Consider the following 22,305-nt stretch of genomic DNA (forward strand, 5'->3'; position numbering starts at 1 on the left):
GGCTTATTTGCCCCGCATGCCGTCGAACACTTCGGCGAAGCCGGGCTGGTTGGCGTGTGTCAGGCCAGAGCGTGCGGCTTCGATCACCAGCGGCTGCGGATGGCCGTGCAGCGATGCGATGATGATCTGCTTGACCACATGATATATTGACCCGTCGGCTTCGATCACCGCGCGGCAGCGATTGGCGAAGGGGCCGACCATGCCATAGGCGAGCAGAACGCCCAGAAAGGTGCCGACCAGCGCCGAACCGATCATGCCGCCCAGGATCGCCGGAGGCTGGTCGATTGATCCCATGGTCTTCACGACGCCCAGAACTGCCGCGACGATGCCGAGCGCGGGGAGCGCATCCGCCAGACCCTGCAGATTGTCGGCGGGTTTCAGTGCTTCATGGTGATGGGTCTTGAGCGCGTTATCCATCACCTCTTCCACCGCATGCGGGTCGAGCGTGCCGGAGGAGACGACCACCAGGCGCAGCGTATCGCTGATTAGATGGATCAGCGTTTTGTCACCCATCAGGCGTGGATATTCGGAAAAGATGGTGGAGCTTGCCGGGTCCTCGATATGGGGTTCCAGCGCGACCGGCCCTTCGACCCGCAGCGTCTTCATCAGGCGCGAAACGAGGAAGATACAGTCGAGAAAATCCTGCTTCTTATATTTGGGGCCTTTGAACACCTTGCCCAGACCGCCGCCCAGCGCTTTCAGGTCCGCAGCCGAATTGCCGATGATTAGCGCGCCGACGGCGGCGCCGCCGATGATCAGCATTTCATGCGGCAGGGCATGCAGAACGGGACCAATGTCGCCGCCCGTGAAGATGAAGCCGCCAAATACCATGGCGAGCAGCACGACCAGGCCAATGATTGCGAACATGTCTACCCCTGAAAATTCTGCCCTTGGGCGCTGACTCCGCCCGACCGAAAAGGGCGCTTCACTGGATGGTTAACGTGCAATGGTTAGCGCGAGGTTTAGGACGTCGATTTTTTCGGTCGGTTCTGGTGCAAGCGCCCTTGCGCACGCCGTGCTCCCGCGAAGGAAAGAGCACGATCCTACCTCCCCCTGAACTTTTAACGGATCAGGTCGAACAATGTTTGCTGGTTGATGCGCGCAAAGGCGGACTGGGCGGCCTCCAGTTGCAGCAGCTTGGCCTTGACCGACGAAATCACTTCGGCAAGGTCAGTGGCTTCCAGCCCTTGACGCCGTTCGCTCAGGTCCAGGTCGATATTTGTCAGTCGCTCGCCGATGACGTCCAGTCGATCGCCGCGTACACCCTGCTTCGCCTGTTCGACGACGATATGGGTCTGTCCTGCCCTGATGGCGTCGAGCGATGCAATGAGGTCGGCGTCGGTGCCGCTTTCCAGCGCGGTGATATTCTGGGCCATGATGTCGTCCAGCGACATGGGCGTGCCGTTGACGTCGATGCCTTCGGACACATCCTGCCGCGTGCCCACGACCGCCAGGTTCAGGCCGCGGCTGACTGGCACGAGCACGCTTTGCATATCGTCGAATACAGGTACGCCCTGATAATCCTTCTGCGTCAACATGGTGTCGATGGTGGTGCGGATCGTCTTCATTTCCTCGACAATCGCGGCGCGTCCCGATGCGTTGAGACTGCCGTTGCGGGCCGACGTGACCAGTTCCTGCGCGCGTACGAGCAATGTCGTGATCTGTTCCAGATTGGCTTCCGCATTGGCCGCGCGCGTGGTGCCATAGCTGATATTGGCCTTCCACGCGGACTGCTGGGCCTGCGCCTTGCCGATTTCTGACACCTGCACCCATGCCAGCGCGTTGTCGGACGGTTTGGTCAGGGAAATGCCGGTGGAAATGGCGGTCTGGCCTTCGACGATCCCCTGCGACAGCTGTTGCTGTCGGCGGATTTCGGCGATCAGCGTCTTGTTGGTGATGCCTACCATGGGGTCAGCCCTCTCAGATCAGTTGCAGGATGGCGTCGACAGTTTCCTTCGCCACCTGAAGGATTTTGGCGGAACCCGAATAGGCCTGCTGCAATCGCAGCAGTTCGGCGGCTTCCATGTCCAGATCGACACCGCTCACGGCTTCCCGCGCTGCAATCGCCTGATCGCTGCGTCCTTGTGCGGTCGTATATTCCGCTTTTACCGAAGCGAGCAGATTTGCCTGCGATGCGATGATCGCGGTCCATCCCTGCTCCGCGCTGCCATTGCCGCGCAGCACCGTGGAAACGGTCAGCAGGTTGCCGTTGAGCGTGCCGTCCGCCGACTTGGTTGCGACTGCTGCGGGGTCGGTGATCAGCGCGGTGACGCTGGCCGCGCTACCGCCGTAGGACAGCAGGGGCGCGCCCGCCACATTGGCATTGGTCAGGCCCTGCGCGTGCCAGGCGTTCATGTCCGTCACGAATTGCTGCGCCAGCGTGTCCAGGCTGGTGCGGCGTTGCACGGTCGTCTCGGCCGCGGAAAAAAGGCCGCCCAGCGTGCCGTTCGACGGCGCGGTCAGAGCAGTGCCGCCGCTGGTTGCGATCGCCATCGTGCCATTGGCATTGACGGTCAGCGCCAGCGTCGTGGCGGCGTCGCCCTGCACGATCGTCGTGCCGTTATAGCTGATCGTCGCCATGTCATGCGCGCCAAAGCTGATATCGACATTCAGGTTGGCAGACAGGGTGTTCAGCGCGGCGTCGCGGCTGTCCAGCAATTGCGCATGGGCCGACGTGCCGGGCTGAGCCCGCAACAGGCTGTTGTTGATATCGGCCAGTTGCGACAGCGACCGGTTGATGGTTTCGACCGATGCCTCTGCTTCGATGGCGATGCCGCTGGAAACCTGGGCAAGGTCGGCGGCGGTGCGCTGGAATGCCTCCGCCACCCGACTGATGCTGTCCAGCGATGTGACCCGCAGCGATGTGTCATTGGGGCTGGCGGCCAGCTTGTCGATATTCTGGAACATCGATGTCATCAGCTTGCCGATGCCGGTGTCCGTATCGTTCAGCGCGCCTTCCAGGTCGGTCATCCACCGTAGTCGCGCCGTCGAATTGCTGAGCGCCGTGCCAGTATAGCGCACCGCTGCGTCCAGATAGGGATCGGCGGCGCGGTTGACGCCTTTCACTTCGGTCCCGCCGAAGTTCGCGCGCGGGATATAGGTCGCCATCGTCGCGGTGGACGAACCGGATTCGACGGTCGTCAGCGAACGGCGCGAATAACCATCGGTGCTGGCGTTCGCGATATTTTCCGCAATCGCGGCCATCGCTTGCCGATAGGCACGCGTGCCCGAAGCACCGATGATGAAAAGGTCGCTCATTCGCCCTTATCCTGCTCGGGACCGGCAGCCGCGACCGGCTGGCGAGTTTCATATTGGCGCAGCAACATCTCCGCGATGCCCAGCGCGCCTTTTTCCGCCATCGTATCGGCGGTGCGCGCGTCGGACATGTCGCGGAACTGGTCGGTCGCGCTTGAATCGAAAATGCCTTCGCCGCCGCCTGACTGGCGCATGGTGCCGATCATCTGGCGCAGGAATATCGCCTCGAACTGCTTCGCGGTCTTTTCCAACTGCGCTTTCTGCGCCGATGCGGCGGGCTGAACCCCTGATGAAACGCTTGAAATCTGCATCACAATACCACCAGTTCCGCCTTCATCGCGCCTGCCTGCTTCAAGGCTTCGAGGATCGCGACCATGTCGGCAGGGGACGCCCCAATGGCATTCACCGCCTTCACTATATCGGTCAGCGACGCCCCACCTTTAAAATTAACCATAGGTTTCTTTTCCTGATCGATCGAAATCGAGCTGGAAGGCTCCACGGCGGTTCGACCTTGAGAGAAGGGTGCGGGCTGGACGATGCGGGGGCTTTCATTGACGCTGACGGTCAATTTTCCATGCGCGACCGCCGCCGGGTGGATCTTCACCGCGCCGTTGATGACGACCGTGCCGGTGCGGGCGTTGACGATCACCTTTGCGGGGGCATCGGCGGGCTTGACCTCGATATTCTCGATCATGCCCATCATCATGATGCGGTCGGTCGCGCCGGGCGCGGCGTCGATGTTCACGGAAACGGCGTCGGTTGCGCGCGCGCGGTTGTCGCCGAAGGTGCGGTTGATGCCGTCCGCCACACGCAATGCTGTGGTGAGGTCAGCTTCGGCAAGGTTGAAGGTAAGGGTCGGCGCGGTATCGAAACCGGTGGCGACCGCGCGCTCGACCGTTGCGCCGCCGGGAATGCGGCCAGCCGAAGGGATGTTCACTGAGACCTGGCTGCCATCAGCACCTGAAACGCCGAGGCCACCGACGGCCAGATTGCCCTGCGACATGGCGTAGATTTCGTTGTCCGCACCGCGAAGCGGGGTCATGATCAACGTGCCGCCGCGCAGGGACTTGGCCTTGCCCAGTGCGGACACGGTGACGTCCAGCCGCTGGCCGGGCTTGGCGAATGCGGGAAGGTCGGCCGTCACCAGCACGGCGGCGGCGTTCTTCAGCGCGGGATTGATGCCCTGCGGCAATGTCAGGCCAAAGCGCGAAACCATGCCTTTCACGCCCTGCGTCGCATAGTCCAGGCTGTCGTCGCCCGTGCCTGCGAGGCCGACGACGATGCCATATCCGGTCAGCTGGTTGGGACGAACGCCCTGAAAGGTGCCCAGATCCTTGATCCGTTCGGCATGGGCGGGAGTGGTCAGGAGTGCGATAGCCGCAAACGCCGCAGCAAGAAGATTACGAAACCGTCGCCTTGATCCGTTCGAGCTGAGCCTGTCGAAGCTCTTCACTTCCTTGAAGACAGACAAGCCCTTCGATAGGCTCAGGGCGAACGGTGATTTCGCAATGGAGCCGGCGGAGATGCATTTCAATTGCGTCATGGCAATCTCCATCAGAAGGGGCTGATCATCGAGAAGAAGCGCTGCAGCCAGCCCTGGCGGCTTGCGCGGGCGATTTCGCCCTTGCCGGTGTAGATGATCTTGGCGTCGGCGACGCGGGTCGATGCGATGCGGTTGTCCGGGCTGATGTCGGCCTGGCGGACCAAGCCACTGATCTGGATGAACTCGTCGCCGCGATTGAGCGTCAGCGCCTTTTCGCCCTTCACCAGCATCGTGCCGTTGGGATAAACCGCCGCGATCGTCACGGTGATCTCACCCATCAAAGCATTGGATTGGGTCGCGTTACCCTTGCCGGTGAAGCCCTGATCTCCGCTCGCGCCGATGTCGCTGGGCGAAAATAGTTTTGAAAAGAGGCCGGTAGTAGGCGGCGTCAGGCCGATGCTGCCGCTGCGGCTGGTGTCGGCCGAATTCGTCTTGGTCGCCTGCGTGCGTTCGACCAGGACGATGGTGATGATGTCCCCTACGCTCTGCGCCCGCGCGCCGCTGGTAAGCGGGGTATAGCCCATGGAAGCCTGAAAAATGGAGCCGTTCGCCACCGGCGCGGCAGGGGCGGCAACGACGGTGGGGGCATAAAATTGCCGCTCGGCATCGCGTTTTTTGCCGGCCATTGCCGGGGTGGCGACAAAGGCTGCCGCGCACAACGCAAAAATCACCGTTCGCCCTGAGCTTGTCGAAGGGCTTTTCTTCTTTTGAAGGGAAGGGAAGGGCTTCGACAGGCTCAGCCCGAACGGGTTATGGGGGGCGGGCATCATCGGGCTCACAGCTGCTGATTCACATATTGCAGCATTTCGTCCGTCGCCTTGATCATCTTGCTGTTCACCTCATAGGCGCGCTGCGTTTCGATCATGTCGACCAGTTCCTCGACCACGTTGACGTTCGAGGTTTCCAGATTGCCGGATCGGATGACGCCGCGGCCATCGAGGCCCGCAATGCCCACCTGCGGCGTGCCGCTGGCGGCGCTTTCAGTCAGCAGGTTGCCGCCGATCGGCTGCAGGCCCGCCGCGTTCATGAAACTGGCCAGTTCGACCTGGCCCAGCTGCGTGGGTTCGGTCTGGCCCTGCAACGTCGCGGTCACGGTGCCGTCATTGCCGATGGTGACGCCGGTCGCGCCTTGGGGCACAGTGATTTGCGGGATCAGCGGCAGGCCGTCGCTTGTGACGACGACGCCTTCGGCCGTCGTGCTGAAATTGCCAGCGCGGGTATAGGCTATGCTGCCGTCCGGGCGCTGGACCTGGAAGAAGCCGGAGCCTTCAATCGCCATGTCGAGCGCGTTGCCGGTCTGCTGCAACGTGCCTTGCGTGTTGATTTTGCTGGTGCCCTGCATCGCGACACCCGAACCTAGGTTCAGGCCGGTGGCGAATTTGTTCTCGCTGTCCGAGTTTGCCCCTGCGGCCACCATCTGCTGGTAGGCGAGGGTTTCAAAATCGGCGCGGTCGCGCTTGAAGGCGGTCGTGTTGACGTTCGCCAGGTTGTTGGCGATCACGCGCATCTTCGTGTTTTGCGCGTCGAGGCCGGTGCGGGCGACGTGAAGGGCTGCGTTGGTCATCGTCTCGTCTTCCTTGCGAAGTCAGTCTTGCTGGATGAACAGCAAGGTTCGTGCCAAATTAACCATCAAGCCGCATGAGCGATGCGCCGCCGTCATCCAGCTGCTTGGCGGTGTCGATCAGCTTCACTTGCGTTTCCCACGCCCGGCTGGCTTCGATCATGTCGACCAGGGCCGATGTCGCGTTGACGTTGGACCCTTCGACCGATCCGCCGGTGACGGTGGCGAGCGGGTCTGTCGGCAGAACGCCGCCATTGGTTTCGCGGAACAGGCCGTCCGTGCCCTTGGCGATGCTGGAGCCGACCGCGCGGACGAGCTTCAGCCCATCGACGCGCTGCGGGTTCGCCGGGTCGCCGCCCTGGGGAACGCCCCAGATGCTGCCATCCTGCGAGATGGAAACGCTGTCCATCTGCGGCAAGGTTATGGGGCCGCCTTCGCCCAGCACCGGCAAACCATCGCCGGTGGTGAGGAGTCCGCTGTCGGATACTTTAAGGTCGCCGCGGCGCGTATAGGCTTCGCTGCCATCGGCGGCCTGAACGGCGAGCAGAGCATCGCCGTTCATGGCCACGTCCAGCGGATTGCCGGTTTCAGTGACCGCGCCTTGCGCCATGTCGGCGGCGATCACCTGTTCGGATGCCTGCGCCCGTGTGTCGAAACCATCGCCCTTGATCCAGCGCGTCTCTGCATTGGCGATCTCCGCCCGGAAGCCAACGGTGTTGACGTTCGCGAGATTGTTGGAAATCGCCGCCTGCCGCGCCATCGCGCCGCGCATTGCGGTGAGTGCCGTGTTGACGAGCCGGTCCATGGGTCTGTCCTGTGTTTCGGATTTCGCTGCGTGCTCCTGCGAAGGCACTCGAACAAGACGAGTGGCTTGTGAGAGCCCAGATCATACGGCGGGACTGGGCTCCTGCCTTCGCAGGAGCACAAATCCCTATCCGCTATTAAGTGCGCATGTTGACGATGGTGGTCGAGAGCGTGTTGGCCGCCTCGATCGCCTTCGAGTTCGCCTGGAAGTTGCGCTGGGCTGAAATCAGGTTGACCAGTTCTTCCGTAATATCGACGTTTGAACGTTCCAGCGCACCGGTGCGGACAGCACCGTAAAGACCGTTATTACCCATGCCCAGCATTGCAGGGCCGCTCGCGTCGGTGGAGGTCCAGTGCGCGTCACCCTGCTGCCGCAGGCCTTCCTGACTGTTGAACGCCGCGATCGCCGCAGCGCCCAGATAGACGGTCGTGCCATCGGCATAAACGCCGCTGATCTTGCCATCCTGACCGACGCCGACGCTGTTGAGTTGGTTGCCGGTGCCTCCGGCTGGCCAGTTTGTCGGGATCTGCAAATCGGTAAGGGATGCGGATGTCAGGGTGGAATCAACCGTGACGGTGGGAAGGCCGGTCGTCGGATCCAGCGGGATCACCTGCAAGCGGGCGCCCGTGGTGTCGGTCACATAACGCTCCTGATCGACCGCCAGCGCGCCATTACGCGTATAGCCGATCTGGCCGTCTTCGCGTTTGACGGTGAAGAAGCCTTCTCCGGTGATGGCGAGGTCAAGCGTCTTGTCGGTGCTTTCGATCGTGCCTTGGGTAAATTGCTGGTTGATACCCTGCGCGCGCACGCCCTGACCGGCGACCTGGGTTGTCGTCTGCATCGGCGCGGCGGCGAAGATGTCGCCGAATACGGCTTTGCTCTTCTTGAACGCGGTCGAATTCACGTTGGAAACGTTGTTGGCGATGGTCGAAAGATCTGTCTGAGCGGCTTTGAGGCCGGAAAGCGAAATGTAAAAGGACATGGCGTTGCTCCTTGGGTGAAAAGGATTTGGTGGATCGGTAACTTAGGCGAGTGAAAGAGCGTCCGACGGGCTGTAGGTGCCCAATGCGGTGATGAGTTTGGAGGCGCTGCCGTCGGCGGGTGACTGGACGGCGGCGATGGTCGCCCAGCTGGCGACGCGCGTGGGCGAAGCGCCATTGACGCGGATCTTGAGCGCGTCGGTGGCGACCTGCTCTCCCGCATCATTCTTGCCGTCCCAATAGAAATTGACGTCGCCCGCAGGCTGGTTGCCAAGTTCGATGGCTTTCAGGACATTGCCGCTGCCGTCGATCAGGTCGACGGTCGCTCCGCTGGTCGCGTCCTTGAATGATACCTGGCCGATATATTGGCCTGCGGCGTCGGGGGCGACGATGTTGCTTTGAATCAGCATCGACTTGCCGATCCAGCTGGCCGCGTCGCCCAGACGCGATCCGGTCAGCGAGGATGCAAGGCCTTTGAGCGTCTGGTTCATCTCCGCGATGCCGCTGGAGTTGGTGATGGTCGCCATCTGCGAAACCATCTGCGCGTTGTCCATCGGTTCGAACGGATCCTGTGTCTGCATCTGCGCGGTAAGCAGGCGCAGGAAATCTGCCTGGCCCATTTCCGACTTGCCGGTGCCGACATTCTTGTAAGGATTATAGACCGACAGCCCGGCGCTGTCGGTGACGGTGGAGGTCGTGCTCATTTGCCGATCCTTATGGTTTCGAGCATCAGCGACTTGGCAGTGTTCAGCACCTGCACGTTATTCTGGTACATGCGGGCGGTTTCGATCATGTCGACCAGTTCCGCGCTGCTATCCACGGCTGCTTCCCAGACATCGCCATTGGCATCGGCCAGCGGATGATTGGGGTCGTGCCGCTTGGTCGGCTTTGCGTCGGTGGTGATGACATTGGCGACCTTCACCGTGGAAACGCCGGGGCTGTCGGTAACCGACTGGAAAACCGGCTTGATGGCGCGATAGGCTTCCGCCTCGCTGCCGGTCACATTGCCAGCATTCGCCATGTTGGATGCGGTCGCGTTCAGTCGCACCAGCTGCGCGCTCATGGCGCGCCCTGCGATATCAAATACGTTCATGGGACCGGAGCCGCTCATGCTCATTCTCCCCTCAGCGCGCGGTTGATGGTGTTGATGCGCCCTTCGAGGAAGGACAGGGTCGTGCGGTATTTGACGGCGTTTTCAGCGAACAGCGTCTGTTCTGTGCTGAGTTCGACGGTGTTGCCATCCAGGCTGGGCTGTAGCGGCACGCGATAGCCCATGCTGTCATCGACCGCCTTGCTGACATCCGCGATTCCGCTGCCCTGCTGGCGCGTGGTCGCTTCTTTCAGCGCGGCGTCGAAGTCGATGTCGCGCGCCTTGTAACCGGGGGTCGAGGCGTTCGCGATGTTGGACGCGAGCAGGGACAGACGTTGCGAGCGAAGCGCTAACGCCTTTCCATGTACTCCGAACAGTCCGTCTTCCAGCGACATTTTCGTCTTTCCGTCTTTTTGAGCCGAAGCCCTAAATCGTGTCGGACATCCGCCGTTCTAAAGCCTGATGGCGTGAACCGCGGGTGATCCGAAGGTGTATTCGCAAGAGCCGTGCCAATTTGCGTGGGTGACGCAACGACTGGCACGGAAATGGCGGAAATCTGTGGGTTGAAACGGGAGCAGCGGCAAGGACGGCAAGATTTTGCCGCTCCCTGGCAATGCTTTGCCGCCAGGACTCGGGCGTTAAGTGGGGACAGGTTGATGATCGGGACATTGGCGCATCTGATTGATCCCTTGACGCTGGCGGTGATGATCTCGGGCGTCGGCGCGGTTGCGCTTTTCCAGAATGGCGGCCCGGCAATCGGCAGGGCGCTCGCGGCGCTCGTGCCGCTATTCCGCGCCGATCCGGGCAAGGACCAGATGGTCGCGCGATCGGCCTTGCTAAAGATCGACGAGGTCGCGCAGCTGCGCGGCCTGGCCTGCACCGACCGGGTGAAAACAGCCAACCCCTTTCTTGCCGAAGCGGCGCGCCGCCTGGCGAACAGCGACCGGACCGAACAATTTGAAATCTGGGCGTCGCAATCCCTGTCGGACCGCGCGCGGCGCCATGCCAGCGCGCGCAATGTCTGGCTGTCGATTGCCGACGCCGCGCCTGCGCTGGGTATGGCGGGCACGATCCTGGGCCTTATCGGCATGTTCGCCGCGATGGACGATCCCGCCGCACTCGGCCCATCCATGGCCTTGGCGCTGCTGACGACACTCTATGGCGTGGTGATCGCCAATCTGATCGCCGCGCCTGTTGCCAGCAGGCTCGCCGACCTGTCGGAACGCGAACTTGCATGGCAGAAGGAAGCTGCCGACCGCATGTTGACCATCGCGCGGCGTGAAAATGTGCCGGTGCGCCGCGCATCGATGCGAGAGGTCGCATGACCGCCATAGCATCGCAGGCGCGGCGCAACCGGTGGGCAGTCAGCTTCGCCGATCTGCTGCTGCTGCTGCTCGGCTTTTTCATTCTGTTGCAGGCGAGCGGGCATAAACGTGACGGCATGCTCGCCCAGGTGAGGCAGCAATTTGGCGGACGCACGGCCAGTTCCGTCGTTGAATGGCGGGCGGCGACATTGTTCCTGCCCGATGAAGCGCTGTTGTCCAGTCAGGGCAGGGCCGCGATCGCGCGGACAACGGCTGGCCTGAGATCAGGCGGCGGCAGGATCGACATCAGCAGCCAGGGCACCGACCCAGCGCGGCGGCGGTTCGATCCATGGGATCTGGCTGCCGCAAGGCTGGGCGCGGTTGCGCGTGAACTGAAGGCGCAGGGCTTGGCCGAAGACCGGCTTCGCATCCGGGGGCTGGACCAGATGGATGGCGATACCGGCAAGGGGCAGGTCATCCGCGTCGGGCAGGTCGGCTCGCCGCGTTAACGGAATATTAGCCATGGTCATTGCTTAATGCGTGGCATGAATCTGCCCGCATTCGGAGAAGTCCTGTGACCAAGCTGCCCCTGATCGCCATCCTTGCGCTGTCAGCAGCCTGTGCCCAGCCTGCGCTGGCACAACAGAGGTTTGAAAATCTGGACCGTATCGACGGCCTGGTTGCCATGACCGTGGGAGCCAAGATCGGCGAACCGGGCGGTCCCATGGCTCCGGTCGATCGACGGTTGCGTCTGGCGGCCTGTCCTTCTCTGCCCAGCGTTGAAGGGCCGACATTCGGCGCAGCAATCGTGAAATGCGATACGCTCGGCTGGCGGATACGCGTGCCGCTTAGCGGCGGCGGCGGTGCTTCCGCGACCCCGGCGGCGCGGTACGGCGCGGCTGCGCGTCCGGTCCAGCGTGACATTGTGGTGAAGCGAGGCGACCCGGTTCAACTGATCGCAGGCAATGCCAGCTTCAGCGTATCGCGCGTCATGGTCGCCGATGAGGATGGCGCGATTGGCGACACCATCCGCGTGCGGGAAGACCGGAAATCAGGACCGGTCCTGGCGCAGGTGGTCGAAATGGGCACCGTGCGGATTCCAGGATTTAATGATTTCTGAACCCGACCGTTATAGAATGGGCGGGATGAATGAAGGATAGTAAGCCATGATCAAATCTGTCGGCCAGAATGTGAGCGCCGCCATAGAGGCTTCCCGCTTGCGGGAAAGCGGCAAGGCACGGACTTTTTCCGACAAGGGTTCGTCAAACGTGTCGTCTTTTGCTGCATCGGCCAGCCCGGCTGCTCGCATGGCTGCCGAAGGTGCGCCGGTCGACATGGACCGTGTGGCCGCGATCAAGGCTGCCATCGCTTCGGGCAATTATCCGGTCGATCCGGCTGTGATCGCGGACAAGATGCTCGCCCTCGACCTGCCGATCAACGGATAATCCTGGCCATGCCGCTCGGTGTCGCAGCGTTGGATGACCTCTTGTCGGCTTTCGAAGAGTTGCGCGTTGCGCTTGACGGCACCGATGTAGCGGTGATCGACGCCGCCGCTAACCGCGTCAGCCGTTGCGCTGCCGCTGTGCGCGCAATCGGCGCGTGGCGCGCCGACGACGCCATTCGCGTGCGGGTGACGGAGCTGCTTCCCATGATCGAATCCGCGCGCGTGCGAATCAATGTGCTGACCGATCATGCCGGCCAGCGCCTGGCGCTGCTGGCAGCACATGGATCAACGCAGGCGCCACTGGTTTACGGGCGATAAGTCTCAACCTGTTCCTGCGCAGGCAGGGCACGGCGATAAGGAAAACGGGCGCCCACGGGCGCCTTTTTCTTTTCATGCTGAACGCGCCATCAATATTTATGGAGCGCGCGTTAACCAAATCTTGGCATAAGCCTTGCTCTAATGGTCCCCGGTACCAAAGGGGATTTTTCAGTTGTCGGCTTTTGCAGACATATCATCGACAGGCGCTTCGACCGGCAATCGCGTGACCAGCGCGATTGCCATGGCCAGCCGCAGGACCGGCGTCGATTTCGCCTATCTGCTGGGCCAGGCCAAGATTGAAAGCAGCCTCAATCCCACAGCGCGCGCGACGACATCGTCTGCGACGGGCCTTTATCAATTCATCGACCAGAGCTGGCTTGCCGTCATCGACAAGCATGGCAGCGAATATGGGCTTGGCTGGGCAGCTGACTCGATCAGCCGCGGTCAGAACGGGCGCTACTTTGTGGCCGATCCTGAATTGCGGCAGCAGATACTGGACCTGCGAAAACATCCCGAAACCGCGTCCGTCATGGCCGCGCAGCATGCTGCCGACAACAAGGCTTATCTGGAGCAGCGCCTCAGCCGCGAGGCTGAGCCGGTCGACCTTTACCTCGCCCATTTTCTGGGTGTTGGCGGCGCCAGCAAGTTCCTGTCGGTCCATGATCGCGCTCCGGGTGCGACTGCCGCGTCGATGTTCCCGGCGGCAGCGCGGGCGAATCGCTCCATCTTTTATGACCGCTCCGGCAGTCCTCGCAGTTTCGCCGAAATTCGCGATCGCTTCGCGGCAAAGCTGCAGAAGGGCGTCGATTCTATCGACGCCGGACCCATCCGCTATGCCGCCAATGGTTCGGACACCGCGCTGCCCGAAGGCGCGAAGATGGTGCAGCCCGCGGACTATGTGCGGATCGAAACCCAGCGCCTTGCGAATGCCGCCGACGTCAGCGTCCGGCCCAATCCGCAAACGGCGCGTCTCGCCTACCTCATGCTTGCCACCCTCGGAAGGTAACGGCCATAATGTCTCCAGCCCAAGTCAAAGCGAAGATATGGACGAGCGCTGCCAAGGGAGCGGTCCTGCCTGTCGCCACGCTGATGGTCGTGCTCTTCATGATGGTGCCGGTGCCCGCATTCATGCTGGACCTGGGTTTCATCACTAATATCATGATCAGCCTTGCGGTGCTGATGGTGGCGCTCAATGCTGCCAAGCCGCTCGATTTTTCCAGCTTTCCGACGGTGCTGCTGTTCGCGACCCTGTTGCGGCTGGCGCTTAACGTCGCCTCGACCCGCGTCGTGCTGGTGTCGGGCCATGAGGGGTCCGACGCAGCGGGCCATGTCATCGAAGCCTTTGGCCACTTCCTGATCGGCGGCGATTATGTCGTCGGCATCTTCGTCTTCGCGATCCTGATGATCATCAACCTGGTCGTCATCACCAAGGGCGCGGGCCGCGTGTCGGAAGTCAGCGCGCGCTTCACCCTGGACGCCTTGCCCGGCAAGCAGATGGCGATCGACGCCGACCTGAACGCGGGCCTCATGACGCCCGAAGAAGCCAAGGTCCGCCGCCGCGAAGTGTCGACCGAAGCGGACTTCTACGGCTCCATGGATGGTGCGTCGAAGTTCGTGAAGGGCGACGCCGTCGCTGGCATCCTGATTCTGGTCATCAACATCGTCGGCGGCATCATCCTGGGCGTGGTCAGCCATGGTCTCAGCATGAGCGAAGCGGCGCAGACCTACATCATCCTCGCCATCGGCGATGCGCTGGTGGCGCAGGTGCCCGCGCTGCTGCTCTCCATCGCCGCCGCCGCCATCGTGACCCGCGTCGGCAGCGAACAGGAACTGTCGGACCAGATCACCAGCCAGTTCGGTTCGGGCAAGTCCTGGGTGCCTGTCGCGGCGATTCTGACCTTCCTTGGCATCCTGCCCGGCATGCCGCACATGATCATCCTGCCCGCCGCCGCGGTCGCAGGCTATATCGCTTGGCACCTGCGCAAGAGTGCGAAGGCCAAGGCCGCCGAGCCCGCCCCTATGCCGGAACCGGCCAACCCCGCGCTCATCGAATGGAATGATGTGTCGGACGGCGCGATCCTGGGGTTGGAAATCGGCTATGGCCTCATCGGTCTGGTCGATGAACGCAAGGGCGCGCCGCTGATGGCCCGCATCACCGGCATCCGCCGCCAGCTGTCGAAGGAGCTGGGCTTTGTCGTGCCGATGGTCCGCGTGAAGGACAATCTGGCGCTCGAACCCAATCAATATCGCATCACCATCGCTGGCGTGGTCGTCGGTGAGGATGAAATTTATCCCGACGATCTGCTCGCTCTGGACAGCGGTGCGCTGGAAGGCGTGGTATCCGGTCGCGAGGCCAAGGACCCGACCTTCGGTCTGGACGCCGTGTGGATTTCTCCCGTCCAGCGCAGCGAAGCGGTGGTCGCAGGCTATACCGTGGTCGATCCGCCGACGGTTGTCGCCACCCACCTCAACCAGCTGATCGCGATGAACGCCAGCGAGATGTTCGGCCTGGACGAAGCGCGCAAGCTGCTCGACAACCTGAAGGACGCCGCGCCGCAGCTGGTCGACGGCCTGACCCCTGGCACGCTCAGCCTCACGCAGATTTCCGCGCTGTGCCGCGCGCTGCTGTCCGAAGGGATCGCGCTCAAGGACTTCCGTCGCGTCTGCGAGGCGATGGTCGATGCCGCACGGCCCGATATGAATCACGAACAGCTTGTGGAAGCGGTCCGCCAGCGCATCGGCGCGTTGATCATCCAGGGCCTCGTGCCCGTGAAGATGCCGCTGCCGGTCATCACGCTGGACGGCGATCTCGAAGCGTTGCTCGCACAGGCGATGCGCGTCGCGGGCGATGCCAGGCACCCGATCGAACCGGCGCTTGCCAACCGCATCATCGAATCGGTGGTGCAGGCCGCCCGTCCGATCATGGGTCAGGCGCGCAACTTCGCCATCGTCACCTCGCCGGTCGCCCGCCGTGCGCTGGCCCGCCTGTTCAAGCCGCACCTGCCTGAAACGCCGGTGCTGTCCTTCCTGGAAATTCCCGATGGCAAGGGCGTGGAAGTCGTCGCCGTCGTCGGCGGCGATCAGCGGTCCGCGCCGCGCCACGATCCGCTGCCCCGCGAAACCGTTACTGGCCGCGAACGCGTCGCCTGAGGAGCCTGACCCATGTTCATGAAGAAGGTTGCCGCCGGTTCCGATTCCAACACCTACGGCCGGTCGAACAATAGCCCTGAACAGCTTGCCCGGCGCTACATGCCGCTGGTGCGCAAGATCGCATGGCATGTTCATGGCCGCGTATCGACTGCGATCGAGGTTGAGGACCTGCTGCAGATCGGCATGGTTGCCCTGGTCGAGTCCGCGAACAGCTTTGAAGATCGCGGTCTTGGCTTTGCCTCCTACGCGCAACTGCGCGTGCGCGGCGCGATGATCGACCATTTACGGCGTCAGGCGACGATTGCGCGGTCGGCGATGGCGAACCGCAAACAGCTTTCGTCGGTTCGCGCCAAGCTGGAACAGCGGCTGGGGCGCGCCCCGCTGGAGGCTGAAATGGCCGCCGAATTAGGCATTGAAGCCGCCGCCTATCGCGAACTCGCCGATGGGACGGAAATGGTCCAGCACACCAGCATGGATGAGGTCTATTCCGATCAGTCCATGTGGTTCGCCGATGTCGAGGACAGGGCGGATGATGTGATGGAGCGCGAATCACTGAAAGCTGCTCTCGCCAGCTGCATCAGTGAACTCCCGCAGCGCGAAGCCCTGGTGCTACAACTCTACTTTGTGGAAGAACTGAATTTGGAAGAGATTGGCCAGGCGCTGGATATCGGCGCTGCTCGCGTGTGCCAGATCAAGAAAGCGGCGCTTGAAAAGCTGCGGGAAAAGCTGCGCGACTGGGATTGACGCCCCTGTGCTCCTGGGTAGGCAGGAGCAGGCGATTCTAGCTATCCTTCGCGATCGCGGGCGGCACCCTGACAGACGCCCTTACCGGCGCATCGTCAATCGACGTCAGCCGATGATGGATCGGTTGGAAATTCTGCGCACGCCACCATGGCTCAGCCACCTGAAACAACCCGCTTTGCCCGGCTTTTTGCCCCAGATCCTTGCGCGCGGTCAGTGCCGCCAGAAAAGGGGCCAGCAGCAATCCTGCAACTACCGGCAGCATCCACCCGATCGACGTGCCCGCCTTCACCGCCAGGACGGTTAGGCCGCTGCCCAGCATGATATGATATTTGAACAGCCAAATCGCGCTCGCCATCGCCATGCCGTCGCGGTCGCGCGTTTGACCATTCCACGCGCTTTTGCGGCCCATCAGAATGCCGAACAGGTTGATCGTCTGCGTCAGCATCGTTACCGGCGCCATCAGGATCGACAGCATTATGTCGGTGATCAAACCTCGGCTCATCCGCGCCGCCCCGCCAAAACCGATGCGCCGCGCCGGATCCAACATGGCCCACAGCATCGCCAGCAACTTGGGGCCAAATAGCAGGACCGCCGTCAGCGCCAGCAATCCTCCCGACGGCAAAATCGCGCTGGGTGGCCACACCCCGGTCAGCGCACCGCCCAGCACCACCAGCATCAACGCCAGCCAGAGCGGCGACGTGCAATAGGCCGAAGCGCCCACCAACAGTTGGAACCGGCTGACCGGATGCAGCGCCTTGATCCTGGAAATCAGCGGCACATGCTGGATGTTGCCTTGGCACCAGCGCCGGTCGCGGGTCGCCAGGTCGGGAAGGGACGGGGGAAATTCCTCGAAACTGTCGTCGGCCATCACCATGTGGACGTCCCACCCGCGGCGGCGCAACAGTGCGGCCTCGATCATGTCGTGGCTCATGATGTGACCACCGAATGGCGCCCGACCCGGCAGTTCGGGCAATCCGCAGCTCTGCGCGAAGGCTTTGGTCCGCAGAATCGCGTTATGGCCCCAGAACATGCCTTCCGAACCCGCCCACCAGATCATGCCAGCGGCGGAGATAGGGCCGAACAGGCGGCTGGCAAACTGCTGCCAGCGCGCAAAAAAGGTAGATGCGCCGACAACGGTGGGGACGGTCTGGATCAGGCCCACATGCGGATGGCGCTCCATGTCCGCCGCCAGCCTGGCCATCGTCTGCCCGCTCATCACGCTGTCCGCGTCCAGCACGATCATATAGTCGTAGCCGCCGCCGAACCGCTCCACCCATTCGGCGATGTTGCCAGGCTTGCGTCCGACGTTCAGCGCGCGGCGGCGATAATGGACCGGGCGCGAAAAACCATCGCGAATGTCCAGATAGGCGCGCCGCTCAATTTCGCCATTGGCCGCGTTGGAATCGCTCAGAATGAAGAATTCGAACCGCTCGCCGCCCATCACCTGGGTCAGCGACGCTTCCATGATCGACAGCCGGTCCAATACTTCCTGAAAATCCTCGTTGCATACCGGCAGCAGCACTGCCGTCCGGCCTTTGAGCGGCGTTGCGAATTGCACATGATGACGGCGCACGCCCGCGCCTTTGCCCATGGTCAGGATCAGGAAGCCGATCAGGCTGGTCGCAAATCCAAAGGCGATCCAGGCGAACAGCGGGATGAACAAGGCCAGGTAGACGCCTTCCCACATCGAAATGCCATCCAGACCGATCGATCGCCGCATCTCATGCGCGGCCATGGATGCGGGGAGCAGGGCGAGCAGCACCACCAAAATGCGCCGCGCGACCTGGTCGATGTTCAACGGCCGTCGCGGGAAGTCGCGGGGTGTCGCGCCGAAATCCTGTTCCGGCATGGCCAGGGGCATTTCGGCTGGCACAAGCTCAAATCCCCGGTTCATTCCTGCCTCGCCGGACTTGTCCCCAATATGCGTGCCGCCGCTTACCGTCATCTCATATCCATTTATCGGGAACCTGGCATTTGCCGGGAACATAAGCGTGTCCTTGGCCATATAGACAGGACCCATCAAGCGCCGACGGGATAATGCACATATTCGCTGAAAGGCCGATTGCCATTCCTAAGTTGGACCCGAATATCCATCGGTTTGCCGCTATTGCGTCGGGCGTCAAGCGCAACGCGGAACAAGCCGGGCTGGTGAAGCACCGGATACCCCCCTTTCTTGACTAGTGTGCCGTCGGCAACATCGACCCAGATTTCGGGTCGGACATCCTGTGGCACACCGGAAAAATCCAGGACCAGCCGGTCGATCCCGGCTTCGCCCGCCTGGCCTGACCAGATATTTTCCAGCAAGGCGACGCCGCTCGCCCCCGGTGACCGCGCCGACGACCAGTCCAACCGATAGCTGGCATCGATCCGCCGACCCGCGCGGACAGGGGCGGATGGCGTCCAGTAGGCGCATATATTATCGACATATTCGCTGGTCGTCGGAAATTCGTAAAGGCGCATCTGCCCGGTCTCCAATGGCTTGCGCGGGGCCGCCCATAGCGAGGGACGGCGTTCGTAGAAAACCCCGTCATCCTGATAATGATCGAAATTCCGGTCGCGCTGCAACAGGCCAAATCCCTTGGGATTACGCTCTGCAAAGACGCTGACCCGCGGGGCGGTCGGGTTGATGAGCGGACGGCCATGCGTGGCTCCGTCAGCACCGACAAATGACAACAGGTCGGAATCATGGATTTCCGGACGCCAGTCGGTACGGGTGGCCCGGCTCGCCTGGTCATACCAGAACATGCTGGTCATCGGCATCAGGCCCAGTTCGGCGATGGGGCGGCGTGGGAACAACGCGGTATCGACATCCTGCCGCACGCCCTGCGGCGTCAATTCGCTGACAAAGCGGAAGGCGCCCGTGATCGATTGGCCATCCAGTAGCGCGTAGATGACAAGGCTGCTTCGCCCGGTGCGCTCCAGCCAGAAATGGGTGAACCGAGGAAACTCTTCCTTGCCCGGCACGCTGGTGTTGATCGCGATGGCGCGGGCGGACAGGCCGAATTGCTTGGTCGCGCCGGGCGATCGGAAATAGCTCGCCCCCAGGAAGGACAGCCAGTCGCCGTCCCGTGCGGCGTTCATCACGCGAAAACCGGCATAGCCCGCATCGGGGCCGAGTTGGCGGACGGCATTGTCCGCAGGCGCGTCGAACATGGCAGGGTCATAGCGTAACGGGGTCGCCCGCCCATTTTCCACCAGAGCGATTTCCACCGGCTGTTCCGCCGAAGCGCTCAAGGGGAACAGCTGTACGCCAGTATCGCCGGGCAGATCGCCCCAGATGGTGCGATCCTCCCGAAAACGCGCCTGATATAGGGCGTCATAATCGACCTTCCGTGCGCCGGGATGATGCGGTGTTTCCCGGTAAGCCGCACGGGCGAGGCGCCCGGCTCTTGTCACCAGCGCCTCCCAGGAAAAGCGCTCAGCTGCGGCTTGAGCGAAAAGGGTACGGGGAAGGAACAGCGCTGCGCCGGATGCGGCGATCATGGCGCGACGGTCGATTTTCATCATGCGGCTCATGATGGGCGTGCCCGGCCACATTGCAAGCCTTGGCCTGCTCGAAAAGCGATGAAGCCTCCGCCCGGGGGGACGGAGGCTTCTTGCCTGGTCGTTTGATCGAAGGTGCTCGCCCGGCGCGGTGGGGACGGTTAAGCGCCGGGTTTGCATGACTGGCTGGCGGTGACCAATGCCTCAGCCGGTCAATTCAGGTCGTGATCCGGTGATTACTGGATCAGCTTCAGAACATTCTGCTGGCTCTGGTTCGCCTGGGCGAGCATGGCCGTCGAAGCCTGGCTCAGGATCTGCGACTTGGCGAGAGCGGTCGTTTCCGACGAGAAGTCAGCGTCTTCGATGCGGCTGCGGGCGTCGGAGAGGTTGGTGACATTCGCGGTCAGGTTGTTGACCACCGATTCCAGCTGGTTCTGAACCGAACCCAGCGTTGCGCGGGCCGTGGCGATGCCCTGGATCGCGGTGCCGAAGTCATCGAGATCCGCCGAGGTAGCGGTCGTAACGTCGACAGCGAGGACCGTCGCCAGGCCAGCCGCCAGATCGTCGAAAGTGATGTCGACCGTGTCGCTGCTGTTGGCGCCAGCCTGGATAGTGACAACGCCTGCGGTGCCGGCCGTGCCGTCGAACAGCTTCTGACCGTTGAATTCGGTATTGGTCAGCGTGTTCGTGATCTGGGTGGACAAAGCCGCGACTTCGGCCTGAATGTTGGTCTTCGCATCAGCGTCGTTGGTGCCGTTGACTGCCTGAACCGTCAGTTCACGCATACGCTGCAACATGTTGGTGACTTCCTGCAGTGCGCCTTCCGCCGTCTGCGCCATCGAGATGCCGTCGTTGGCGTTGCGGATGCCCTGGGTCATGCCCTTGATCTGCGAAGTCATGGTCGCGGCGATGGCGAGACCGGCGGCGTCGTCCTTGGCGCTGTTGATGCGCTTGCCGGTCGACAGGCGTTCCATCGCTACGCCCAGCGCCTTGCTGGACGAAGCCGATGCATTCATGGCGCGCAGAGCAGAAGAGTTGGTTCCGATAACAGTCATGATATTCCCTTTCTATGTCCTATCAGGTCGCTGCCATCAGGCTGCTTGCGGCCTCGAAAGGGGATAACGGCGGCGTGAAAAAAGCTTTTAGGGCTGAACGCGACTTTTTTGAGAAAAATTGAAAAACGGCGCAAATCCGTGGGTCTCACGCGCGCGCGTCCTATAGAAGCCGGTTGGGGCGAGCGGCAAAGCGGAAGAAAATTGCCGTCCTGCGGCAAGGTAATTGCCGCATTAACTATATGCTAACCACAGTCGGGCACTTCTGACGTCATCGAAGGGGGGTTGGAGCGTGCGGGGGCACAAACCAGCCAAAATGGATTGGGGACTTTCATGGCATCGCTTGACGTCAGCCGAGGAGTCTGCTCGCTCGTTCCGGGCTTGCAGCACTGGCTGGAAAATGCCTTTTACATGGTGCGCATCGTCGATGCACAGAGTCCGCGTGAGCGGGAAGAGCGCCGCGTCCTTCTGGCGACCGAGATCGGTCATGCCACCCATCGCGACATATTGATCAACCTGGTCGACGGCGCGCCTTCGCTGGTGCCTGCCGCCAACGGGCTGCCCGCCCGCGTGGCATTCGGCCTCGAAGATATGGGCTTTGCCTTCGCGCTGATCGCGGAGCTGGCTCGCCCGGCAGTCATCCCGGCGGTGGGCGATGCGGGCAGCGCTCACCTTATGACTCTGGCGGGCCGGGTCGCTCGCAGCGACGCCACCGTCCTGATCCAGGGCGACACCGGCACCGGCAAGGAAGGCATGGCTCGTTTCCTCCATGCCCAGTCGGGCCGCAATACTCACGACTTTATCGCCGTCAACTGCGCCGCGCTTCCCGAAACGATGATGGAAGCCATGCTCTTTGGTCATAAGAAGGGCAGCTTCACTGGCGCGTCGAACGCATCGGAAGGGCTGTTCCTCGCGGCCGACGGCGGCACCCTGTTCCTGGACGAAATCGCCGAGCTGCCGCTGGCGCTTCAGGCAAAGCTTCTCCGCGCCCTGCAGGAAGGGGAAATCCTGCCAGTCGGCGCGACCCATCCGGTTCCCGTCAACGTCCGCATCATCGCCGCGTGCAACCGCAACCTCGCCGCCGAAGTCGCGGCCGGGCGGTTCCGGGAAGACCTTTACTGGCGGCTTAACGTCATGCCGCTGGAGATGCGCCCGCTGGTCGAACGCACCGGCGACGTGATCGCGATTGCCGCCGCCATGCTGCTGCGCCATCAGGATTTCGTGTGGCCGACCGCCGCCGCGCTGGAAAAGTTGGCCGGTCATGTCTGGCCAGGCAATGCCCGCGAACTGGGCAACGTTCTTCAGCGCGCTGTCGTGCTGCGGGACGGCGACCGGATCGACGCGGACGACCTGCACATCGCCGGAGCGCCGCAGCTGCGCATCGTGGGCGCTGTGCCTGCTCCAGCCGAGCCGGTCCGTCTACGCGACGTTGCCCGCCAGTCTAAGCTGGACGCTATCCGCGCCGCGCTGCGTGAGACGGACGGCCACCGCGCCGCCGCCGCCCGCAAGCTGGGCATTTCAGAACGCACGCTGCGCTATCGGCTCGCCGAGATGCGCGAACTTGCAGCGGCTTGAG

At 62.5% G+C, this 22,305-nt stretch carries 24 protein-coding genes; 9 read left to right on the forward strand and 15 right to left on the reverse strand.

Annotation, left to right across the window (positions count from 1 at the left end; translation table 11 throughout):
* Positions 1 to 3 precede the first annotated feature (3 nt).
* The 12 genes from motA to flgB all read right to left on the reverse strand — a co-directional run bounded on the left by motA (position 4) and on the right by flgB (position 9,629).
* The gene (gene motA, locus ACI3KQ_RS12210) at positions 4 to 867 is read right to left on the reverse strand and encodes a flagellar motor stator protein MotA (RefSeq protein ID WP_404957964.1); all 864 of its coding nucleotides are present in this window, start codon (positions 865 to 867) and stop codon (positions 4 to 6) included.
* 194 nt (positions 868 to 1,061) lie between these two features.
* Positions 1,062 to 1,907: a flagellin gene (locus ACI3KQ_RS12215; RefSeq protein ID WP_404957966.1), complete on the reverse strand. Its 846-nt coding sequence runs from the start codon at positions 1,905 to 1,907 to the stop codon at positions 1,062 to 1,064.
* Between the two features lie 13 nt (positions 1,908 to 1,920).
* Positions 1,921 to 3,258, reverse strand: coding sequence for a flagellar hook-associated protein FlgK (gene flgK, locus ACI3KQ_RS12220; RefSeq protein ID WP_404957968.1), 1,338 nt, complete (start codon positions 3,256 to 3,258; stop codon positions 1,921 to 1,923).
* The gene (locus tag ACI3KQ_RS12225; protein ID WP_404958107.1) at positions 3,255 to 3,566 is read right to left on the reverse strand and encodes a rod-binding protein; all 312 of its coding nucleotides are present in this window, start codon (positions 3,564 to 3,566) and stop codon (positions 3,255 to 3,257) included. The genes flgK and ACI3KQ_RS12225 overlap by 4 nt, the downstream gene beginning before the upstream one ends.
* Positions 3,566 to 4,798, reverse strand: a complete 1,233-nt coding sequence (locus ACI3KQ_RS12230) for a flagellar basal body P-ring protein FlgI (protein WP_404957969.1) — start codon at positions 4,796 to 4,798, stop codon at positions 3,566 to 3,568. The genes ACI3KQ_RS12225 and ACI3KQ_RS12230 overlap by 1 nt, the downstream gene beginning before the upstream one ends.
* 11 nt (positions 4,799 to 4,809) lie before the next feature.
* Positions 4,810 to 5,469: a flagellar basal body L-ring protein FlgH gene (locus ACI3KQ_RS12235; RefSeq protein ID WP_404957971.1), complete on the reverse strand. Its 660-nt coding sequence runs from the start codon at positions 5,467 to 5,469 to the stop codon at positions 4,810 to 4,812.
* A 104-nt stretch (positions 5,470 to 5,573) separates the two neighbouring features.
* Positions 5,574 to 6,362: a flagellar basal-body rod protein FlgG gene (gene flgG / locus ACI3KQ_RS12240; RefSeq protein ID WP_404957972.1), complete on the reverse strand. Its 789-nt coding sequence runs from the start codon at positions 6,360 to 6,362 to the stop codon at positions 5,574 to 5,576.
* Positions 6,363 to 6,420: 58 nt separating this feature from the next.
* Positions 6,421 to 7,164 carry a flagellar basal body rod protein FlgF gene (locus tag ACI3KQ_RS12245; RefSeq protein ID WP_404957973.1) on the reverse strand — a complete coding sequence of 248 codons (744 nt, stop codon included), beginning with the start codon at positions 7,162 to 7,164 and terminating at the stop codon, positions 6,421 to 6,423.
* 136 nt (positions 7,165 to 7,300) lie between these two features.
* A complete protein-coding gene (locus tag ACI3KQ_RS12250) occupies positions 7,301 to 8,146 on the reverse strand; it encodes a flagellar hook-basal body complex protein (protein ID WP_404957975.1) in 846 nt (281 codons plus the stop codon).
* Between the two features lie 42 nt (positions 8,147 to 8,188).
* Positions 8,189 to 8,848: a flagellar hook assembly protein FlgD gene (locus ACI3KQ_RS12255; protein WP_404957977.1), complete on the reverse strand. Its 660-nt coding sequence runs from the start codon at positions 8,846 to 8,848 to the stop codon at positions 8,189 to 8,191.
* Positions 8,845 to 9,237 carry a flagellar basal body rod protein FlgC gene (flgC, locus tag ACI3KQ_RS12260; protein WP_404957979.1) on the reverse strand — a complete coding sequence of 131 codons (393 nt, stop codon included), beginning with the start codon at positions 9,235 to 9,237 and terminating at the stop codon, positions 8,845 to 8,847. Before flgC ends, ACI3KQ_RS12255 begins: the two co-directional genes overlap by 4 nt.
* A gap of 20 nt (positions 9,238 to 9,257) precedes the next feature.
* Positions 9,258 to 9,629, reverse strand: coding sequence for a flagellar basal body rod protein FlgB (gene flgB / locus ACI3KQ_RS12265; protein ID WP_404957981.1), 372 nt, complete (start codon positions 9,627 to 9,629; stop codon positions 9,258 to 9,260).
* A gap of 261 nt (positions 9,630 to 9,890) precedes the next feature.
* Between flgB and ACI3KQ_RS12270 the strand changes: the two genes are divergently transcribed.
* The 8 genes from ACI3KQ_RS12270 (at position 9,891) to ACI3KQ_RS12305 (ending at position 16,194) form a co-directional block, all read left to right on the forward strand.
* Positions 9,891 to 10,559 (forward strand): MotA/TolQ/ExbB proton channel family protein, encoded by a 669-nt coding sequence (locus ACI3KQ_RS12270; RefSeq protein ID WP_404957983.1) that lies wholly within the window; start codon positions 9,891 to 9,893, stop codon positions 10,557 to 10,559.
* Positions 10,556 to 11,047, forward strand: a complete 492-nt coding sequence (locus ACI3KQ_RS12275; protein WP_404957985.1) for a flagellar motor protein MotB — start codon at positions 10,556 to 10,558, stop codon at positions 11,045 to 11,047. The genes ACI3KQ_RS12270 and ACI3KQ_RS12275 overlap by 4 nt, the downstream gene beginning before the upstream one ends.
* A gap of 65 nt (positions 11,048 to 11,112) precedes the next feature.
* Positions 11,113 to 11,658 (forward strand): flagella basal body P-ring formation protein FlgA, encoded by a 546-nt coding sequence (locus ACI3KQ_RS12280; protein ID WP_404957986.1) that lies wholly within the window; start codon positions 11,113 to 11,115, stop codon positions 11,656 to 11,658.
* Positions 11,659 to 11,704: 46 nt separating this feature from the next.
* Entirely contained in the window at positions 11,705 to 11,983 is a 279-nt protein-coding gene (flgM, locus tag ACI3KQ_RS12285; protein WP_404957988.1) for a flagellar biosynthesis anti-sigma factor FlgM, read from the forward strand.
* Positions 11,984 to 11,991: 8 nt separating this feature from the next.
* Complete coding sequence (locus tag ACI3KQ_RS12290) at positions 11,992 to 12,300, forward strand: hypothetical protein (protein WP_404957990.1); 309 nt, start codon at positions 11,992 to 11,994, stop codon at positions 12,298 to 12,300.
* 172 nt (positions 12,301 to 12,472) lie between these two features.
* Positions 12,473 to 13,306, forward strand: coding sequence for a lytic transglycosylase domain-containing protein (locus ACI3KQ_RS12295; RefSeq protein ID WP_404957992.1), 834 nt, complete (start codon positions 12,473 to 12,475; stop codon positions 13,304 to 13,306).
* Positions 13,307 to 13,314: 8 nt separating this feature from the next.
* On the forward strand, positions 13,315 to 15,450 hold the full coding sequence (gene flhA / locus ACI3KQ_RS12300; RefSeq protein WP_404957994.1) for a flagellar biosynthesis protein FlhA: 2,136 nt from the start codon (positions 13,315 to 13,317) through the stop codon (positions 15,448 to 15,450).
* Between the two features lie 12 nt (positions 15,451 to 15,462).
* Positions 15,463 to 16,194, forward strand: coding sequence for a sigma-70 family RNA polymerase sigma factor (locus ACI3KQ_RS12305; protein WP_404957996.1), 732 nt, complete (start codon positions 15,463 to 15,465; stop codon positions 16,192 to 16,194).
* A 37-nt stretch (positions 16,195 to 16,231) separates the two neighbouring features.
* On the opposite strand, the gene mdoH is transcribed toward ACI3KQ_RS12305, so the two are convergent.
* The 3 genes from mdoH to ACI3KQ_RS12320 form a co-directional block, all read right to left on the reverse strand.
* Positions 16,232 to 18,139: a glucans biosynthesis glucosyltransferase MdoH gene (mdoH, locus tag ACI3KQ_RS12310; protein WP_404957998.1), complete on the reverse strand. Its 1,908-nt coding sequence runs from the start codon at positions 18,137 to 18,139 to the stop codon at positions 16,232 to 16,234.
* A 74-nt stretch (positions 18,140 to 18,213) separates the two neighbouring features.
* A complete protein-coding gene (locus ACI3KQ_RS12315) occupies positions 18,214 to 19,701 on the reverse strand; it encodes a glucan biosynthesis protein (protein ID WP_404958109.1) in 1,488 nt (495 codons plus the stop codon).
* Positions 19,702 to 19,913: 212 nt separating this feature from the next.
* Entirely contained in the window at positions 19,914 to 20,732 is an 819-nt protein-coding gene (locus ACI3KQ_RS12320; RefSeq protein ID WP_404958000.1) for a flagellin, read from the reverse strand.
* Between the two features lie 330 nt (positions 20,733 to 21,062).
* On the opposite strand from ACI3KQ_RS12320, the gene ACI3KQ_RS12325 reads away from it, so the two are divergent.
* A complete protein-coding gene (locus ACI3KQ_RS12325) occupies positions 21,063 to 22,304 on the forward strand; it encodes a sigma-54 interaction domain-containing protein (protein WP_404958002.1) in 1,242 nt (413 codons plus the stop codon).
* The last annotated feature ends 1 nt before the right edge of the window (position 22,305 follow it).

The organism is Sphingobium sp. ZW T5_29 (assembly GCF_044987515.1).
Classification (GTDB): Bacteria; Pseudomonadota; Alphaproteobacteria; order Sphingomonadales; family Sphingomonadaceae; genus Sphingobium.

Excerpts from the sequence above, each read along its gene's own strand:
- motA (WP_404957964.1), bottom strand. The coding sequence starts at position 867 with ATGTTCGCAATCATTGGCCTGGTCGTGCTGCTCGCCATGGTATTTGGC.
- ACI3KQ_RS12215 (WP_404957966.1), bottom strand. The coding sequence starts at position 1,907 with ATGGTAGGCATCACCAACAAGACGCTGATCGCCGAAATCCGCCGACAG.
- flgK (WP_404957968.1), bottom strand. The coding sequence starts at position 3,258 with ATGAGCGACCTTTTCATCATCGGTGCTTCGGGCACGCGTGCCTATCGG.
- ACI3KQ_RS12225 (WP_404958107.1), bottom strand. The coding sequence starts at position 3,566 with ATGCAGATTTCAAGCGTTTCATCAGGGGTTCAGCCCGCCGCATCGGCG.
- ACI3KQ_RS12230 (WP_404957969.1), bottom strand. The coding sequence starts at position 4,798 with ATGACGCAATTGAAATGCATCTCCGCCGGCTCCATTGCGAAATCACCG.
- flgG (WP_404957972.1), bottom strand. The coding sequence starts at position 6,362 with ATGACCAACGCAGCCCTTCACGTCGCCCGCACCGGCCTCGACGCGCAA.
- ACI3KQ_RS12245 (WP_404957973.1), bottom strand. The coding sequence starts at position 7,164 with ATGGACCGGCTCGTCAACACGGCACTCACCGCAATGCGCGGCGCGATG.
- ACI3KQ_RS12250 (WP_404957975.1), bottom strand. The coding sequence starts at position 8,146 with ATGTCCTTTTACATTTCGCTTTCCGGCCTCAAAGCCGCTCAGACAGAT.
- ACI3KQ_RS12255 (WP_404957977.1), bottom strand. The coding sequence starts at position 8,848 with ATGAGCACGACCTCCACCGTCACCGACAGCGCCGGGCTGTCGGTCTAT.
- flgC (WP_404957979.1), bottom strand. The coding sequence starts at position 9,237 with ATGAACGTATTTGATATCGCAGGGCGCGCCATGAGCGCGCAGCTGGTG.
- flgB (WP_404957981.1), bottom strand. The coding sequence starts at position 9,629 with ATGTCGCTGGAAGACGGACTGTTCGGAGTACATGGAAAGGCGTTAGCG.
- ACI3KQ_RS12270 (WP_404957983.1), top strand. The coding sequence starts at position 9,891 with ATGATCGGGACATTGGCGCATCTGATTGATCCCTTGACGCTGGCGGTG.
- ACI3KQ_RS12275 (WP_404957985.1), top strand. The coding sequence starts at position 10,556 with ATGACCGCCATAGCATCGCAGGCGCGGCGCAACCGGTGGGCAGTCAGC.
- flgM (WP_404957988.1), top strand. The coding sequence starts at position 11,705 with ATGATCAAATCTGTCGGCCAGAATGTGAGCGCCGCCATAGAGGCTTCC.
- ACI3KQ_RS12290 (WP_404957990.1), top strand. The coding sequence starts at position 11,992 with ATGCCGCTCGGTGTCGCAGCGTTGGATGACCTCTTGTCGGCTTTCGAA.
- flhA (WP_404957994.1), top strand. The coding sequence starts at position 13,315 with ATGTCTCCAGCCCAAGTCAAAGCGAAGATATGGACGAGCGCTGCCAAG.
- ACI3KQ_RS12305 (WP_404957996.1), top strand. The coding sequence starts at position 15,463 with ATGTTCATGAAGAAGGTTGCCGCCGGTTCCGATTCCAACACCTACGGC.
- mdoH (WP_404957998.1), bottom strand. The coding sequence starts at position 18,139 with ATGACGGTAAGCGGCGGCACGCATATTGGGGACAAGTCCGGCGAGGCA.
- ACI3KQ_RS12315 (WP_404958109.1), bottom strand. The coding sequence starts at position 19,701 with ATGATGAAAATCGACCGTCGCGCCATGATCGCCGCATCCGGCGCAGCG.
- ACI3KQ_RS12320 (WP_404958000.1), bottom strand. The coding sequence starts at position 20,732 with ATGACTGTTATCGGAACCAACTCTTCTGCTCTGCGCGCCATGAATGCA.
- ACI3KQ_RS12325 (WP_404958002.1), top strand. The coding sequence starts at position 21,063 with ATGGCATCGCTTGACGTCAGCCGAGGAGTCTGCTCGCTCGTTCCGGGC.